Raw genomic sequence first — 15835 nt, 5'->3', positions numbered from 1 at the left:
TATATTTGACTTAATAATATGCGCTATCTTGCTGTATGCTTATTACCCTATTACATATTTATAGGTAAATAACACCTTCATCCATATTCCTAAAAGGGCTAGATTTCCAATCCCAACGCCCCCAACGGCAACTCCTTCCCACTTCTTTATTGAACTCGTTTTTAACCCAGGTCAAAAAGTTGTTTGCACTCTCGTAATCACCTGTAATACAACCCGCAGAAAATTGATGGCAATTATCTAGAAATATATTATAATCTCTTTCCTTCCCCACCATACTAAGCGATCTCACCAAAGTTTCACTACTACCAATAACTTTATCCCCTGCATCCATAGGTATAAAGATATCTCGGTTTATTGTTGTGAAATGGTCTGTAAAACTAGCAACCGTTACAACCTCTACTTCCCCCCGTCCATTCAGATGTACCACGTTACCCCCGCCAATATAAATACCCGAATGCTCCACCACAACACCTAACATACAGTACACAAACGCACCTGGTAATGGCTCTTGATTCCCTGGATTCCTCTCGGCATATCGTTTAGCCTCAATCTCTCTACCAATATCAAGTGCCATTTCAACTGTACCTCTAGATCTCCTTGTTGTCGTAGGTGGTTTCCCAATAGGGCTTCTTACTGCTGCAGTAGTAAGAGCATCTAAAATCTTATCCCACATATGAACTCCTCCGGCTTATTATTCTCCAAACGACTTCTTATCCATGTCAATCTCCTTACCTTCTACGGCATCTTTCCCATAGATACTTTCATTGACCTCTTTGCGTTTTTTCTCTTTTTCTTCTTCCTCTTGTCGCTGACGTTCCCTATCCTCCGGTGTTTCCTGTGCTTTTCGAATCGCTTCCTGTTCCTTTAACTTCCTGTTGTACTCGTTTATTGCATCATACTGCATTGGTCGGGAATACTTTCCGTATGTCCCCGGGAGGTACGCATCTTTAAGGTCAAATGTATCACTCACTAACATTTCATATGGATATACACCATCCCCTCCCACCGTTCCACGGATTTCGTACGTAGAATTGATGTAGTATAGCCCATCTTGTCTTTTCCGTACCATACCTTCTTTATACTGAGCAGGGTATATTTTTCCGCTCCCCCATTGCTCTAATACCCAGTACATCTTCTCGTACACTTCCCTACCTGAAAATTTACCTTCTTGTTGTACAGGTTTTTCTTTAGATACCTGCGCCTCTTGCTTACCCGCATCCGACTGTGTATACGCCGCAAACTGCTCGCACTCTTCTTTACTGTATACATCTGCACATTTCTCATCGATGTTAGGAACGGCATTTACCTTCGAACTGGAACGCTCTTTTGCCTCATCATTCTTATTCTTTTCCTTAGAAACCGTCTCTTTTGTGGAAGTATCTTGTGTCTCTGTACATCCCATAATCACAGTAGACAAAATCAAGCATAAACAAATAACTTTTAATTTACTAACCTTCACGTAAACACCTCTTTTTATTAATGATGTAATACTAATATGGCCCACTTATAAATGTGAATATAGCATAAATTAATTTGTAAAGTTAGTATTGACTTCCATATTATCTCAGTGGGTTATAAGTACTTCTAGCTCATCATCGTTTCTACAAATGTAATAACAATTAGTTTTAATCCTTGTACAAATAGGGATTTTTCTTTGCAGGAAAATCTTAAACATCATGGAATACTCTCACTAGGAGGTGTTGTGACGCTATGACGGACGAGATTGTTTATTCCGCTAGTGAAGTATACAAACGACTAGGAATATCCGATAGTACACTCAGAAAGTACATGGAAGTGTTACAACGAGAGGGATTTACTGTAAAGAAGGACAAGCGCGGCCGACGGGAATATTCAGAAGGCGACATTATGGTTATTGAGAGATTAATTGAACTCAGCAAGCATGACGGTATGACGCTAGAAAAGGCAGCGAAGATGATTGCGCAGCAAATAGAAAAAGTTAATCCGGATCTAATTCAAGAAGAAGTCGAGGAAACGGATTTAGTGCCATTCCACATTAAACAGCAATTACAGGAACAGTACAGCGTTATGGCGCAAGAAATGAATCAGAGCATGCTAGCGATGGAGAAGCGATTGAGTGACCAGGCGAAGCAAAACAACAAAGAAATCAAAGCAAGTGTAGAAGCGCATAATGAACGAGTGGAAAAACGATTGGAAGCGCGGGATGAAACGCTTATGAAGACATTACGTGAGATGCAAGAGACGAAGAGAATGATGCAGGAATTTCGGGATGAGGTTGCAGCAGCGAAAGAGAAGAAGCCGTGGTGGAAGTTTTGGTGAGTAGAGTAATATGAAGAAGGCCCTACATATGTAGGGCTTATTTTTTATCAGAAACTATGTCATTTAGGATGTTTTGCTCATGTGCATTCAATTTATTAGAAATGTAGTAATCTAATATTTCATCAATAAGCTCATAATTTCCCATGTCTTTCATTGTGCAAATGGTTTTTATTTTATTAAGTGTTTCAGGTGATACTTTTATATTTTTCCTTCCTTTTGTCCAAGGCTACAACTACGAGAGCGAAGATGAAAAATACCAATGGAATTACACAAGTTAAGAATGGAATTCCAAACATAAGTGTAGTAAATGAGAGCGACATAGGATGGAGTATGTTCTTTGTAATGCTAATCAAATAGAATAAGATATTACTTATTACAATTAAAAATAGTATAGAGTTCGCAATGTCTTTTGTGTACCTGTTCTTAATAAAGGCAACAACAATGAATAGTGCGAATGGAGGTGCGATTATTAAGAATGGTGATGAAATTCCTAATGTATATTCTATATACCATGCTTTAATTTGAAACCACATCACGAAACGAAGTAATATAATGATAGATACTAACGTTACCAGTACGCTTACTATAGTTTGTTTTAGGTCTAATTTAGACTTTAAGTTCTTCATTAACAACTTGCCATAAGCTGTAAGATTTTTTGGATAGACAGTTAAAAATGGTATTAAGTGCAATAAGAAAATAGCACCGAACACAGTTGCCCAGAAATCATGGTAATGTAACATCACTGTAAAAGATAGGAAAGCGAAACCCGAAGCAATCCATATTACCATCGCTGCAGAATCATCTAGTGGCACGTTTGAACGCCTATTTCTTCTCTTAGTAAATCTCGGCAGATTCGGTGCTCTCAACGTGAAGTCTGTTTTCATTTTAGTTCTGCCATTACTATTAATCATTCTTTGAACCTTAATTGTTTTACGCATTATTATTCCCTCATATGTTTCGCAGTCACATGGGGTGCTGCTGTTTTATGTATTTCCTTTTCCGTGTTAGTGTAATCGTTTTGAATGGTTGAATTTTAACGTTCGGAAATAGGCATCGCAGTTACTGCAAAAGGTTTACTTTTATTTTCCGAAGATGCCATTCCTTTTTTATAAATGAGTTTATTTAGATAGGAATAAAGTATAACTTCATTCCTATTCTCGACTCTTCTTCACTTCAAGCACCTGTTTTACAGCGTTTTTTACTAGCTGTTGTTTTGGTTCAGGTAATGCAGCAACTTTTTCTTCGATTAACATATTTATAACTTCATAAATTTTCATATCTTCAATTGTGGCAAGTGTTGAAATTGCTGTATGTGTTTCTAATGAGACACGGAAAGATTTTGGTAACTCTTTCGTAGTAAGTTTTCTCTTAGGTTTTTCAAAGAGCTTGTCCTCTTCTGGTAAAGTTCGGTCTTGCTTGCCCTTTTCCATGTCAGTATGATCGCTTTGAATAGTTAAATCTGAACTTTCGGTAATAGGCGTCAAAGTCACTACAAAAGAATTACTCTTATTTTCCACAGGTACCACTCCTATTTAGTTTTTTGATCTTAAACTGATAAAACTATTTTGCTTGTTATATAGAGAGGAAGACGAAAATATAGAAATATCCCTATTTCTATAAAGGGATATTTCTATATTTTTAAATCTCTGTTAACAGTTTGAATTTCCTTTTTTGTTCAGGCGTTAGCTCATTTTCTACATAGCGATCTATAAGTAAATCGATGATTTCATAAGCGAATTTTGTGTTTGTAAGTTTCATTAATACTTCAAGTTCTTCTTTGGATTGATTAGAAATTTTAATGCTGCCTTGCTGATTTTTAAATTTCTTTTTTGATTCAGTTTTTTCGTTTCTTTTTTCTTTTCGAGTTACTTGTTTTTCTTCGGTCTTAGGTTGAGAAGGAGCAGCTGGTACTTCAGTATTTTCCACTACAGCTTGTCCTTGCTCTGGTACATAAGGCTCAGTAGGTTCAAAGTTACTTTTCTTTCTACCTAACAAACCAGGAGTTCTCGCCATTTTACACACCAACCTTCATTTTTTCGAACATATCAATACGAGATAACAATTCATCACTAATCGTTTCGTATAGTTCAATTACATTCATATCATGTCTATCTTTTTCAGTAATACCATTCACATCAAATCGTTTAATACGTTCCATTTGAGGGACGATGTTTTTGAATAGGTTTTCCTCACCGAAAATTTCACGAGCATTTTCCATGATATATTCGTCAACCTTACCGTTGTTTTTTAATAGGACAGGAAGAACACCAACTACTTCAATATCAAGATCATATTGCTCTTTTAGCTTAATAAGTTCATTAACATAATTCTCAGCACCAGTTAGAGAACGTTCTTGAGTTTGCAAAGCAATTAGAACATAATCAGAAGCTACAACGGCGTTCTTTGTAACTTCTAGTGACATTGGAGGGACATCGATAAATATGTAGTCGTATTTATGTTTTATCTTTTCAAGCAATCCCTTAAAGTAATGATCTTCTTCAGCTTCCGAAGAACAATTTTTATAAAGGAATTTTGCGAAATCCTGGAAATCAACGTAAGAAGGAAGTAAATGTAAATTCTCCATAATTTCTACTTCTAATCCGTCTAGGTTCCCCTCTTGTATTCCCTTCATTAATGTTTTTTCTACTGTAACAATTTCATCAGGGTTAAGAATGGATTTTGTTAACATTAAAGACTTTGTTGCGTTACTTTGCGGATCAAGGTCAACAAGTAATGTGCGCTTGCCCTTTTTAGCAAATTCATAAGAGTTCAATACAGCATTTGTGGTTTTACCGACTCCACCTTTGTAATTACCTACCGTAATTGTAATAGCCATTTTTTTTAACACTCCAGTTATAGTTTTTGAAATTTCCCTATATCCCTTTATAGAAATAGGGAAAAATAGAAATAGGGAAATAGGGATATTTCTAACTATAGAAATAGGGATATTTCTATATCTTTAAAGAAATTATAACAATGATATTTGGGTTATGCAATAGAATCGTAGTGTTAGTAATTAATAACAAAAAACGTTGGTATCAAAAGATTTTTTTGATGTCTGAAATATAGAGAGTTAAGAAATAAATATGTAATTTCGTAGAGAAGATAGTAGACACAAAAACAAAGAAAATAGGGAAATATAGATATAGGGAAAAGGGGAAATATCCCTATATCTATAAGTAGAAATAGGGAAATAGGGAAATAGGGATATTATTCGTAAAGTGCGCAAATTCGCTGTTTACAAAGGGTAATGCTTGTTGTAACGTAATAAACAACAAGAAACATTCTACAAAACAAAACACAATTTGATATTTTACATAAACGAAGATCATGAAGATTGAACGAGATAAATTAAAAACAATTGAATATGAACACAAAACAAAAAGCCACTCCCATATGCTAACGGCTACCAACCTTTAGCGGGAATGACTTGCTCTAGCTAGTGTACCACCACTTGGCTAGAAATGAACTGTATTAACCCACAGTGTTAACGTTTAAGGAGTGTACCACCACTAACCTTAAACAACTATGCCTTTTCACGAGGCTTCTTTGATATACCCATTTTATCATTGTTTGGATAAATATCAACTAGTAAATACTAGTTTTGATTATTTAATAGTCCAAAAGATATATAACGGGCATCTCTAAACCTAGAAGTCTTGTGAATGTACAGACGATTTAGGTATTAGAGATGCCTTTTTGTTTTTTGTTCGCGTGGAATTGCCTGATACCACGTAAATAAAAACTGATAAGCCGTAATTCCGTGCTGCCATACATTTAGCGGGAACGTGTTACGGCGTGGCTAGCTGTTGGTCGTGCAGGGGGTACAAAGTATACGCCTACAAAAACAGCACCCCTCACTGGAATCCTGTTCTTCTGGTGAGGGAGGGCGAGAACTTGCCCAGGGACGATTCTCTAAAAGGTTCGGATGGTTATCGTTAGCATTACGGTGTTAGGGAGTACATTCAGTTTGTCGTGTAGGGACGATATTACAAGGACAAGCCATAGAAAAAGGATGTATGCGGTGAAGATCGCTGAGTGAACAGGGTCTATACATACGGATACCTTATAAGTGACCGCATGGCGAAAACAAGACGCTTATCCATCTATTTTGATCGATTGCTTTTTTGTAGTCTTTCAAAGTAGGGGATAAATCTGCCTTCCAGCCGTGTTCCTTAATCGTTCCCACATGATAAAAACCCTCAAAACCTTCAGTCAAGATTAATTACGAAGAAAAACAAAAAAAACATGAGATTGTTTAAGCTTTAGAAGGAACTACTTATTAAGATAGAGGAATAAATAAGGGAATTATAACTTACTTGGCTAGAGGATAAGGGGATGAATGGTAGAATGAGTTTTAATTATTAACTGTGCTATTATGAAGTTATGTGTTTGTGCTTAGTTATTTTGAAGGGACTGTTTACATGGAAATTTGGGTGTGGCTTGTTTGTATTTTTGCGATAGGTTATTTAGGTCCTTTTTTTATTAGGTTATTTAAAAAATTATTAACTTATAAAACTGTGAGGGATAAAGTATCAGCATTAGGGATTTTAGTGACTTTAGGTATTTGTACTGGCTTATTTATATTAGCGGGTTTTGGTATTTATAAATGGTTTACATATTATGATGATAAAAATGATTATACTTGTACTACTTGTGAAGAATATAAAAGATATGAAGAAGATCAAGTTCCGGAACATCCGAATGATCGCAATAATAATCCTGGGGTACATAGTGTAAAAGGTTATTACAGAAGTGATGGGACTTACGTAGAGGGGTATATGCGTAGTAATCCAGATGGAATTAAGTCGAATAATTTAAATCCTAATAAGTAGTTAATAAAAACCTCCTATTTAGGGGGTTTTTATTATGTTTGGGATAAGGTTAGAATATGCCTTATTGTGGAATTTGGTTTTACCAATTAGATATAGTACGTGAAATTTTATTGAAGTTTTATGGTAAATACAATAATAAGAGCTTGTTATTTTTTTGTTTAAAATACTACTAGTACCTGTCATATTTAAAATGTAAAATATATATGTATTAATTAAATTTAGGGGATGTGGGATTATGGCAATAAATTTGAAGTTTCATTTTTCAGATGAATTAATAGCGTGTTTTAAATGCAAAAAAGAATGGAAAAAAATTGATCTGAATACTTATGGGGATGAGGATTCTAGGGAGAAAATTTGGGATTGTCCTGATTGTAATGAACAACTTAGGATTTTTGTAAGACAAGGGGAACATAGTCCAGTTTTATCAAGACCAAGTATTAGTGAATTAAGTGAAGGTGATATTGTACAATTGATGCCTTCTGGAGAATATGATGGTCTTCATGAAATTATTAACATTGAAGATTTGTATGACGGAACTTATGCTGTTTCTTTACGAGGTTACCGTAAAGTAGTTTTAAATGAGAATAGTTGGATTAATTGTCGTGAAGGTATGTGGAACAGCGACATAGGTGATATATTTTAAAAACATAGAGGCGCTATATGCGTCTTTTTTTGTATTATTAAAGAAAAGACACCCTAAGGTGCCTTCCTCCGACTTGAACCACTTTAATTTTAATAATATGTATCGGACCCTCATCCAAATATTATTTTACCATGTTAAGTTACTTTACACATTGAGAAATGTTGTTCAAATCTATATTTTAGTTGAAAGCATCCATTTGTACCTTCTCATAAATGGATCCAGCTTCTTCAGCTGTAATTCCAAAACGTTTAGCAGCTATTTCAGCAACTTGAGGATCATGTACTTCAGGGATGTAATTTTCATCATTATTTGTAAGGATGTTATATTGTTGTTTCATAAAATCGAATATAACCGTATAGCTTATTCCGTTACTTGCATATTGTCCATTAGGTGACAAAGGAGCTGAGTCATAATTCGTAGTAGCATTAACAGTTTCTTCTTTTTTATTTACTTTATTCATATCAAAATTATAATCTGACCTAGTGTATTTTTCGTTATCGTTAATAACTAATTCTTTATCATAAACATTCATTTTGTATTTGTCGTCGTTATAAGTAACATGTAGAGTGTCGTAAACGCATCGATTGTCATTCCCGCATTCAATTGACAATCCATCAAGTTTAGTAATAGCATCTTGTATTACTTCGTATTTTTCCATTGTTTCTAAATTAGAGAATCCCTCGTCTACAATTAGATTAATGTTTACTGGAGTTAGATCTTCCTTTTGGCCACCTGCTTTGTAACTAGCTTCTTCAATATACGGTGACAACTTGCTGTCTTGTAATTTTCCTGCAGCATCTTCTTCTACGACTTTCATGTCCGCGAAACATCCAGTTAATATAAGACATGTAGTAGCCAATAATATCCCCATAAATCCCTTTTTCACATATATCACCCCTAATTTTATTTATGTCTGAGAGTAAAATAAAAGCACTCTTTCGAGTGCTCGTGTTACGCAGATACAGCAGCTTTATCTTTACGGAAGATTCCCATTAATCCACCGATTAATAATAAAACTCCTGGTAATAAGTAAATGATAGAGATACAAACAAATCCACCAATAGCAGCAACGGTCATCATAATACCGCCTACTTTCGCTTTACTTCTTACCATAACAGATCCAACGATTCCTAATACAGATAGAGCAACAGCTCCCCATCCTAAGCCAATAACAGTGTTTGCACCATCAGCTTCGAAAGCAGCTCCCATACCACCGATTAATAATGCAACAAACGCACAAATAATACCAAAAATCCCACCAATAAGCCCTAATACAAATTCAGCTGTTCTTTTCATTTAAATTTCTCCTTATTTAGCCACGTCGAATTCAAATTTCACTGATTTTTCATCAAAAGTAAATGTAGGTTTGAATGTACCTACGAATTTATCTCCTTCTGGAACATCAAATAACATTTTGTTAGTGATTTGATTACCCGGTGCGATATTTTCGTTTACAAAAGTATTTTCTCCACCAAAGTACTCTTTGAATTGGTTGCCTTCAGCATCAGCGATTTTTAATTCAGAAGTTCCGAAGTATATATCTTTCTTACCGTTGTTTTTAGCATTGAACGCGATTTCTAGAACTTTTCCTTTTTCAGCTTTGATGTATTCGTTAGGTTCAACGAATTTAGCTGAACTGAAAGTTAGTTGTAGACCATTAACTTCTACTGTATCCCCAATTTTATAAACTTTGTTTTCAGTAGATGCTTTTTTATCTTTTTTCTCCTCTTGTTTAGGGGCATCATTTTTGCTCACTTCTTTAACTTCTGTTTCTCCACATGCAGCTAAGCTAAAAGCAAGTGCTCCAGTTAAAGCAATCGTACCTAGTTTTTTATACATTACGTTTCCTCCAGTTATGTAAAATGTAAGATTTCCGAGCTAATCATAGCAAATATATCATTTGAATAATGTCATATTTTGTCGAAAGGAAATAAAAAAAGAGAGCGTTTGCTCTAGATGGTAATAATTGTTAAATATTTTATGATGAAATCAAATCATAGTATGTCCTTGTTATCTCGTAACATTGTTTAGCGAATCGCCCTTGTTGACGTCCAGCAAGCTTCTCATAAACTCTTTGAATGCATTACAAATGATTAATATAATTACCGAAAAAAGACACCCTAAGGTGCCTTCCTCCGACTTAATAACTACAATTTATGTAGTGGAGTATCATGTTAATTTTTTATGAATATAATGTACGTTCTGACTATTTATTGGATAAGCGGGGATAAACATACAAGAAAAAATGTTGCCTTTGCATTATATGTAATAAATATGATCGATAAAGGAGTTTGTTTATGTCCTCCAATTATAGAAAACACTTCAACCCTTGTGATATGCCTTGCGCATTTCCTGTTCCAATTCCAGGAGATCAAGGAATTACTGGACCAACGGGTCCGATAGGTTCACAAGGAGATCAAGGAATTACTGGACCAACGGGTCCGATAGGTTCACAAGGAGATCAAGGAATTACTGGACCAACGGGTCCGATAGGTTCACAAGGAGTTCCAGGACTAACAGGGGCAACGGGGTCTACAGGAGTGCAAGGGATTCCAGGACTAACAGGGGCAACGGGGTCTACAGGAGTGCAAGGGATTCCGGGACTAACAGGGGCAACGGGGTCTACAGGAGTGCAAGGGATTCCGGGACCACAAGGAATTACAGGGCCTCAAGGAGTTACTGGGCCTCAAAGTGAATGTTCATGTTCATGTAGCAATCTATTAGCTAATATAGAATTAAATGATTTTATAACCGTTAAAACAGCTTGTGGACCTGAATCAGGCACATTAGAATCGATAACTGAGGGAGTGATTCAGCTTAAAGAAACGACCGATAATTCTGGTACTGTAAACAACATAAATATTTGTTGCAAAACGATCTGCTCAATTATTAAAAAGGTTTTAATTAGCAAAATCGCCTTTGCATCCGACCAGGACGGAGACCGAGAAATCTATGTGATGAATCCTGATGGGTCCAACCAAACCCGCCTTACCAATATTCCGGATAGTGACACCCAACCAGCCTGGTCTCCAGACGGACAAAAGATTGCCTTTACATCCAACCGGAACGGAAACGAAGAAATCTATGTGATGAATGCCAATGGGTCCAGCCAGATACGCCTTACCAATAATCTGGCTAGTGACATCCAGCCTACCTGGTCTCCGGACGGACAAAAGATTGCCTTTGCATCCAATCGGGACGGAAACTTTAATATCTATGTGATGAATGCTGACGGATCCAACCAGACCCCCCTTACCAATAATCCAAATAGTGATAGCGAACCTACCTGGTCTCCAGATGGACAAAAGATTGCCTTTACATCCATTCGGGACGGAAACAATGAGATTTATGTAATGGATGCCGATGGATCCAACCAGACTAACATTACCAATAGTCCGGGTGGTGACACCCAACCAGCCTGGTCTCCAGACGGACAAAAGATTGCCTTTACATCCGTCCGGGACGGAAACTTAGAGATCTATGTGATGAATGCCGATGGATCTAATCAGATCCCCCTTACCAATAATCCAAATAGTGATAGCGAACCTACCTGGTCTCCGGACGGACAAAAGATTGCCTTTACATCTAATCGGGACGGAAACAATGAGATCTATGTGATGAATGCCGACGGATCCAACCAGTCTCGCCTTACTATTAACCTGACTCCGGACAGTAGTCCTGCCTGGTCTCCATTCACGAGTCCATAAATTAAACATTAGATGAAATGTCTTTGTTCAATCCTTTAGTTTAGATAAATATATTTGTACAGCAAAAGCCCCCAAGTTAGATTGGAGGCTTTTTGGTTTGTAAAAAAACAAAATATAGAGTTTTAAAATATTACTTAATCACTTCTAGGGGTACAGCCAGCATTTCGGAAAAAAACCACGCTAAGCAAATTTATATGAAAAAAGAGCCGTATTTTACTCCGTTAAGAGTAAATCGGCTCTTTTATATTCAAAGGGCGTAAGGATTGTAAACTTGTTGCATGTAATCCCTCAAACTTATATTCACCTAAGAAATTGATGTGTTCCCAACCTAAAGGCCATATATACGGCATTAAATCCTCTCGAAATTCGCCTGTATCTTTTAATTCTTCTACGGCTTTTTCCATATAGACCGTATTCCATACACTTATCGCATTAATAATAATATTAAGTGCACTGGCCCGTTGCAATTGATCTTGGAGGGCTCTTTCTCTAAACTCTCCGCTCTTTCCGAAAAATATAGCTCTGGCTAAGGCATTTGTGGCTTCGCCTTTATTTAAGCCTTTTTGTATTTTTCTCCTCACTGATTTACTCGAAATATAATCTAAGGTAAAGATCGTTTTTTCTATTCGACCCATTTCACCAAGGGCGGTTGCTAATTTATTTTGTCTTGCATAAGATCCAAGTTTCCCCATTATAAGTGAGCTAGATACTTTACCTGTTCTTACGGAGTATGCTAACCGTAAAACATCATTGTAATTTTCTTGAATAACCTTTAAATTAATTTTCCCTTTTAATAGTGACTGAACATTTGGATATTCTTGCACACCGTTAATAGTAAAAAGTTTTGTATCCATTAAGTCACGAATACGTGGTGCAAAGCGGAAGCCTAGAAGATGTGTTAATCCGAAAACTTGATCTGTATATCCGGCGGTATCTGTATAATGTTCTTCAATCATGAGGTCTGTTTCATGATGAAGTAAACCGTCAAGGACGTATAGTGCATCTCGGGCATTTGTATTAATTACTTTTAAATAGAAGGAAGCAAATTGATCACTTATAAACCTATAGATAGTTGCTCCTCTTCCTGTTCCATAATGCGGGTTTGAATCAGCATGTAAAGAGCGAACGCCAATAGGTACCCGCATTCCATCTGAAGACGATGTATTACCGTCTCCCCAATATGTTGCTAATTGTCGCCTGTGTTGAAAGTTAACTAGAACAGACTGAGCTCGAACCATAGCATCATCATACATTCTCCATTGTGCAGTGTTTGCCATTTGTCTATAAGAGATTCCAGGAGTAGCCTCTGCCATTTTTGTAAGACCAATATTTGTACCCATTGCCATCAGAGTTGCTAATACTACATTCTTCTCTTCTTTATCAGGAGATTTGTTCGTTGAAGCATGAATAAATTGCTCATGAAATCCAGTCCAGCTGGAAACTTCTAATAGTAAATCTGTGAGCTTTATTCTTGGTAACATATTATGTAGACGGATACTAAATGCTTTTGCTTCTTCTGGAGTCCCTTTATCTAACCTCTCCACATATAGCTTTCCTTGGCTGATATCAACACCTTCTAATTTTTCACTATTTTTTGATAACCAGTCCAAACGTTGGTTTAGCGAAGTAATCCTTTCTGTTAAGTACTCCTCGACCGTTAAAGGAACTGCCAAGTAATTTTCCGCATTTATTATGTTTCTCCAATCCTCTTCAGATATTAAGTAATCATCAAATGCCTTATGCTGTCTACTTCCTGAAACAAATACATCTCCTGATCTTATGTAATTTCGCAACTCTGTTAATGCTGCAAGTTCGTAATAATGTCGGTTAACATTCCCTTCGTCGTCATACACATGTTTTTGCCAGCGATTTGATACAAAATTCAAAGGTGCACTCATCGGTACTTTTCGCTTTCCGTTTATGTTTAAATCATGTATAGTATGAAGCGCTTGAAGTACTGGCTCTGCCGATTTAGTTGATCCAAACTGGAAGACCCTTAATAGGGTAGGCGCATACCGCCTGATATAAGAATATCTAGTCTCCAACAAATCTAAATAATCATAGCTTATAGGTCTTGATAACTGTTTGGCTTCCTCAACCGATTCCACCATTTTATCCCACGGCATAACGTCATCTAGAGCTGTAAAAGCATCTTTTCCTACTTCTTTCGCTTCAATAAGTGCTCCACATATCTTGATAAATTGTACAAGTTTTTCATTCAGTTTTTTACCATTTACTTTTTGCATCTCATCTTGTGCTTTTTTTCCTTTTAATTGAAGATTCATCATAATACGGTCGTGTATTTCAATTGCATAATCGATTAAATCTTGTGTAATTTCTAGCATAAAAGCAACTAAAATACTGTATCTTCTCACTTCATCAAACCTTCTAAAGGCATATGGTTCATATTTTGATCCTAATCTTGCAAGCTGCCGAAGGCGGTTGGAATTAATCTTGCTCGTATCAACTACAAGCCCTATATCTTTTACATATTCAAATCGCTCCACAACCTTGAGGAAAGACTCTGGTGATGGTTGAGAGGGAAGTTGTTTTAACCAAGCCAATGGCGAAATTCCATTATTTGTGGGTAGAAGTAAAGCATCTATTCTTTTCTTTTGCTCAGATGTTAAGTCATCATACAAAATACTGTATACTTTTTGATCTGCTTGCTGTTTGGCTTCCCAAACTATATTTTCAATTACATACATGGCAGGAAGAATAACTTTTGATTTCCGTAACATGGACAGTGCTATTTCAATTAAATGAAGTGAATTGCTGTTTTCCATAGCTTGTTGTGTGAGATGTTTCAACAGATTTTCTTCATGGCTAGAAGAAAAATTAGTGAAATTATACTCCTCACGAATTTCACTAAGATGCTCCCATAATGTGTTATTACGATTGGCATATTTAGAAAACTCTTCTGCAGGAATCTGTAGCTGTCTTGCGATATGCTTGATTACTGACATAGGAATATCGTTATACTCAGTTAAAGCCCATCCAGGATAACGAATTAATGCCAGTTGAAGAGCGAAACCTAAACGATTATATCCTCTACGATGCTTGAAGATTAAATGTAAGTCATGTTTAGAAAAGGTATGAAATGTTACCAAATCCCATTCTGTTAAACGTGATAAATCCATTAATTCATTTCGTTGTGCCTCCGACAGTAATTGTTTAACTCCCATTCTTTCTTTTTTCCTCTCTTTAAGAATTTATTTTTATTTTTTAGTTTAAATTGTTTAAAGTTATGGAGCGCAATGTTGTATATACGGTTAATAAAGATCTCTGCAGATGCTATAAGGGGACATGAGAATAGCCTTTATTATACAAATTATAGCATTTAACTAAGTATAATTTGATTAGTATATATCAAATGTAAAATCCCAGTCTTAATCCATAAAAAAAGAGCCCTATATCCCTTGGGCTCTACCATAAATTCGTATACAATATTAGTCCTTCAAAACTAGTATTGTATGTATATAGTATTAATTTTTTTAAACTGCAGTAGATATAAATACAGAGTATACAGCACTTTGAGTAATTCCTGGAGTTATAAAAAGTGAGATAGCATCTGTCCTTGCAACTGGATTACCAGGTATTGTACTAGTCCATGTAACTGTTGCAGGGGCTACCACTGGATTAGGATTAAATACCTTTACAGGTTGTGCTCCAATATCAGTTGGTTTAATCGAAAACACTATAGTTCCAGTAATATTGGCTGTAAGTGTAAGCGTAATTGTAGAGACTATTTGACCAGCACCCGGTGAAGCTAGATTAGTAGGTACATTATCACATACTCGCAACAAATATACACCTGTACCTAAGTTATTTACATTTATAGAAGCAGAAAACGCAACAACACTACCAGCTCCTGCTGTTACATAAGGGAGCGTTTGTGAATCTGCACCAGGTGATCCTGCTATGCGCTGAAATCCCGCATTAGTACCACCAAAAAGGATAGCCTTTGTAGAAGTTGTTGCTGTAGCGCCAGTAGCTCCGGTAGGTCCTGTAGCTCCGGTAGGTCCTGTAACTCCCGTAGGACCAGTAGCTCCCGTAGGTCCTGTAACTCCCGTAGGACCTGTAACTCCGGTAGGTCCTGTAGAACCAGTTGTTCCGGTAGCTCCAGTAGGTCCTGTAATTCCAGTAGGACCTGTAACTCCGGTAGAACCAGTGGCTCCCGTAGGACCAGTAGCTCCCGTAGGACCTGTAACTCCCGTAGGACCTGTAACTCCCGTAGGTCCTGTAACTCCGGTAGGTCCTGTAGAACCAGTTGTTCCGGTAGCTCCAGTAGGTCCTGTAATTCCAGTAGGACCTGTAACTCCGGTAGAACCAGTGGCTCCCGTAGGACCAGT

Annotated in this window: 14 protein-coding genes and 1 pseudogene; 4 read left to right on the top strand and 11 right to left on the bottom strand. The window is 36.6% G+C overall.

Going from position 1 to position 15835, the window contains the following annotated elements:
- Positions 1-58: 58 nt before the first annotated feature.
- Positions 59-673, bottom strand: coding sequence for a lecithin retinol acyltransferase family protein (locus ACTFNE_RS25610; RefSeq protein ID WP_439998467.1), 615 nt, complete (start codon positions 671-673; stop codon positions 59-61).
- An 18-nt stretch (positions 674-691) separates the two neighbouring features.
- Positions 692-1459, bottom strand: coding sequence for a hypothetical protein (locus ACTFNE_RS25605; protein WP_439998465.1), 768 nt, complete (start codon positions 1457-1459; stop codon positions 692-694).
- A 251-nt stretch (positions 1460-1710) separates the two neighbouring features.
- On the opposite strand from ACTFNE_RS25605, the gene ACTFNE_RS25600 reads away from it, so the two are divergent.
- Positions 1711-2298, top strand: a complete 588-nt coding sequence (locus ACTFNE_RS25600) for a DUF3967 domain-containing protein (RefSeq protein ID WP_439998463.1) — start codon at positions 1711-1713, stop codon at positions 2296-2298.
- A gap of 185 nt (positions 2299-2483) precedes the next feature.
- Here ACTFNE_RS25600 and ACTFNE_RS25595 read toward each other — a convergent pair whose 3' ends face one another.
- From ACTFNE_RS25595 to ACTFNE_RS25580, 4 genes are all read right to left on the bottom strand, one after another.
- Positions 2484-3236 carry a hypothetical protein gene (locus tag ACTFNE_RS25595; RefSeq protein ID WP_087995132.1) on the bottom strand — a complete coding sequence of 251 codons (753 nt, stop codon included), beginning with the start codon at positions 3234-3236 and terminating at the stop codon, positions 2484-2486.
- A gap of 213 nt (positions 3237-3449) precedes the next feature.
- Positions 3450-3749: a hypothetical protein gene (locus ACTFNE_RS25590; RefSeq protein ID WP_439998556.1), complete on the bottom strand. Its 300-nt coding sequence runs from the start codon at positions 3747-3749 to the stop codon at positions 3450-3452.
- A gap of 187 nt (positions 3750-3936) precedes the next feature.
- Complete coding sequence (locus tag ACTFNE_RS25585; protein ID WP_439998461.1) at positions 3937-4311, bottom strand: hypothetical protein; 375 nt, start codon at positions 4309-4311, stop codon at positions 3937-3939.
- A gap of 1 nt (position 4312) precedes the next feature.
- Complete coding sequence (locus ACTFNE_RS25580) at positions 4313-5134, bottom strand: ParA family protein (protein ID WP_098009690.1); 822 nt, start codon at positions 5132-5134, stop codon at positions 4313-4315.
- A gap of 1588 nt (positions 5135-6722) precedes the next feature.
- Between ACTFNE_RS25580 and ACTFNE_RS25575 the strand changes: the two genes are divergently transcribed.
- Together ACTFNE_RS25575 and ACTFNE_RS25570 are read left to right on the top strand one after the other, a co-directional pair.
- Positions 6723-7133: a hypothetical protein gene (locus ACTFNE_RS25575; RefSeq protein ID WP_439998459.1), complete on the top strand. Its 411-nt coding sequence runs from the start codon at positions 6723-6725 to the stop codon at positions 7131-7133.
- Positions 7134-7368: 235 nt separating this feature from the next.
- Positions 7369-7776 carry a hypothetical protein gene (locus tag ACTFNE_RS25570; RefSeq protein WP_439998457.1) on the top strand — a complete coding sequence of 136 codons (408 nt, stop codon included), beginning with the start codon at positions 7369-7371 and terminating at the stop codon, positions 7774-7776.
- A 178-nt stretch (positions 7777-7954) separates the two neighbouring features.
- On the opposite strand, the gene ACTFNE_RS25565 is transcribed toward ACTFNE_RS25570, so the two are convergent.
- The 3 genes from ACTFNE_RS25565 to ACTFNE_RS25555 form a co-directional block, all read right to left on the bottom strand.
- A complete protein-coding gene (locus ACTFNE_RS25565) occupies positions 7955-8647 on the bottom strand; it encodes a hypothetical protein (RefSeq protein ID WP_439998456.1) in 693 nt (230 codons plus the stop codon).
- A gap of 80 nt (positions 8648-8727) precedes the next feature.
- Positions 8728-9072, bottom strand: a complete 345-nt coding sequence (locus tag ACTFNE_RS25560) for a DUF4064 domain-containing protein (protein ID WP_439998454.1) — start codon at positions 9070-9072, stop codon at positions 8728-8730.
- A 12-nt stretch (positions 9073-9084) separates the two neighbouring features.
- Positions 9085-9615: a DUF4352 domain-containing protein gene (locus ACTFNE_RS25555; protein WP_439998452.1), complete on the bottom strand. Its 531-nt coding sequence runs from the start codon at positions 9613-9615 to the stop codon at positions 9085-9087.
- Positions 9616-10073: 458 nt separating this feature from the next.
- Here ACTFNE_RS25555 and ACTFNE_RS25550 point away from each other — a divergent pair, with 458 nt between their 5' ends.
- On the top strand, positions 10074-11483 hold the full coding sequence (locus ACTFNE_RS25550; protein ID WP_439998450.1) for a DUF5050 domain-containing protein: 1410 nt from the start codon (positions 10074-10076) through the stop codon (positions 11481-11483).
- A gap of 221 nt (positions 11484-11704) precedes the next feature.
- Here the strand turns inward: ACTFNE_RS25550 and ACTFNE_RS25545 are convergent, their stop codons facing one another.
- On the bottom strand, positions 11705-14668 hold the full coding sequence (locus tag ACTFNE_RS25545) for a Tn3 family transposase (RefSeq protein WP_000538373.1): 2964 nt from the start codon (positions 14666-14668) through the stop codon (positions 11705-11707).
- A gap of 309 nt (positions 14669-14977) precedes the next feature.
- Positions 14978-15835: pseudogene (locus tag ACTFNE_RS25540) on the bottom strand (collagen-like triple helix repeat-containing protein); the annotation flags it as partial.

The sequence above is a fragment of the Bacillus cereus group sp. MYBKT111-2 genome, assembly GCF_051915205.1.
GTDB lineage: Bacteria > Bacillota > Bacilli > Bacillales > Bacillaceae_G > Bacillus_A > Bacillus_A paranthracis.
This window is presented reverse-complemented; position numbering and strand designations above follow the sequence as displayed.

Bases quoted from the DNA above. Each gene is read 5' to 3' on its own strand.
- ACTFNE_RS25550 (WP_439998450.1), top strand. From the start codon at position 10,074: ATGTCCTCCAATTATAGAAAACACTTCAACCCTTGTGATATGCCTTGC.
- ACTFNE_RS25545 (WP_000538373.1), bottom strand. From the start codon at position 14,668: ATGGGAGTTAAACAATTACTGTCGGAGGCACAACGAAATGAATTAATG.
- ACTFNE_RS25565 (WP_439998456.1), bottom strand. From the start codon at position 8,647: ATGGGGATATTATTGGCTACTACATGTCTTATATTAACTGGATGTTTC.
- ACTFNE_RS25600 (WP_439998463.1), top strand. From the start codon at position 1,711: ATGACGGACGAGATTGTTTATTCCGCTAGTGAAGTATACAAACGACTA.
- ACTFNE_RS25595 (WP_087995132.1), bottom strand. From the start codon at position 3,236: ATGCGTAAAACAATTAAGGTTCAAAGAATGATTAATAGTAATGGCAGA.
- ACTFNE_RS25610 (WP_439998467.1), bottom strand. From the start codon at position 673: ATGTGGGATAAGATTTTAGATGCTCTTACTACTGCAGCAGTAAGAAGC.
- ACTFNE_RS25580 (WP_098009690.1), bottom strand. From the start codon at position 5,134: ATGGCTATTACAATTACGGTAGGTAATTACAAAGGTGGAGTCGGTAAA.
- ACTFNE_RS25555 (WP_439998452.1), bottom strand. From the start codon at position 9,615: ATGTATAAAAAACTAGGTACGATTGCTTTAACTGGAGCACTTGCTTTT.
- ACTFNE_RS25585 (WP_439998461.1), bottom strand. From the start codon at position 4,311: ATGGCGAGAACTCCTGGTTTGTTAGGTAGAAAGAAAAGTAACTTTGAA.
- ACTFNE_RS25575 (WP_439998459.1), top strand. From the start codon at position 6,723: ATGGAAATTTGGGTGTGGCTTGTTTGTATTTTTGCGATAGGTTATTTA.
- ACTFNE_RS25560 (WP_439998454.1), bottom strand. From the start codon at position 9,072: ATGAAAAGAACAGCTGAATTTGTATTAGGGCTTATTGGTGGGATTTTT.
- ACTFNE_RS25570 (WP_439998457.1), top strand. From the start codon at position 7,369: ATGGCAATAAATTTGAAGTTTCATTTTTCAGATGAATTAATAGCGTGT.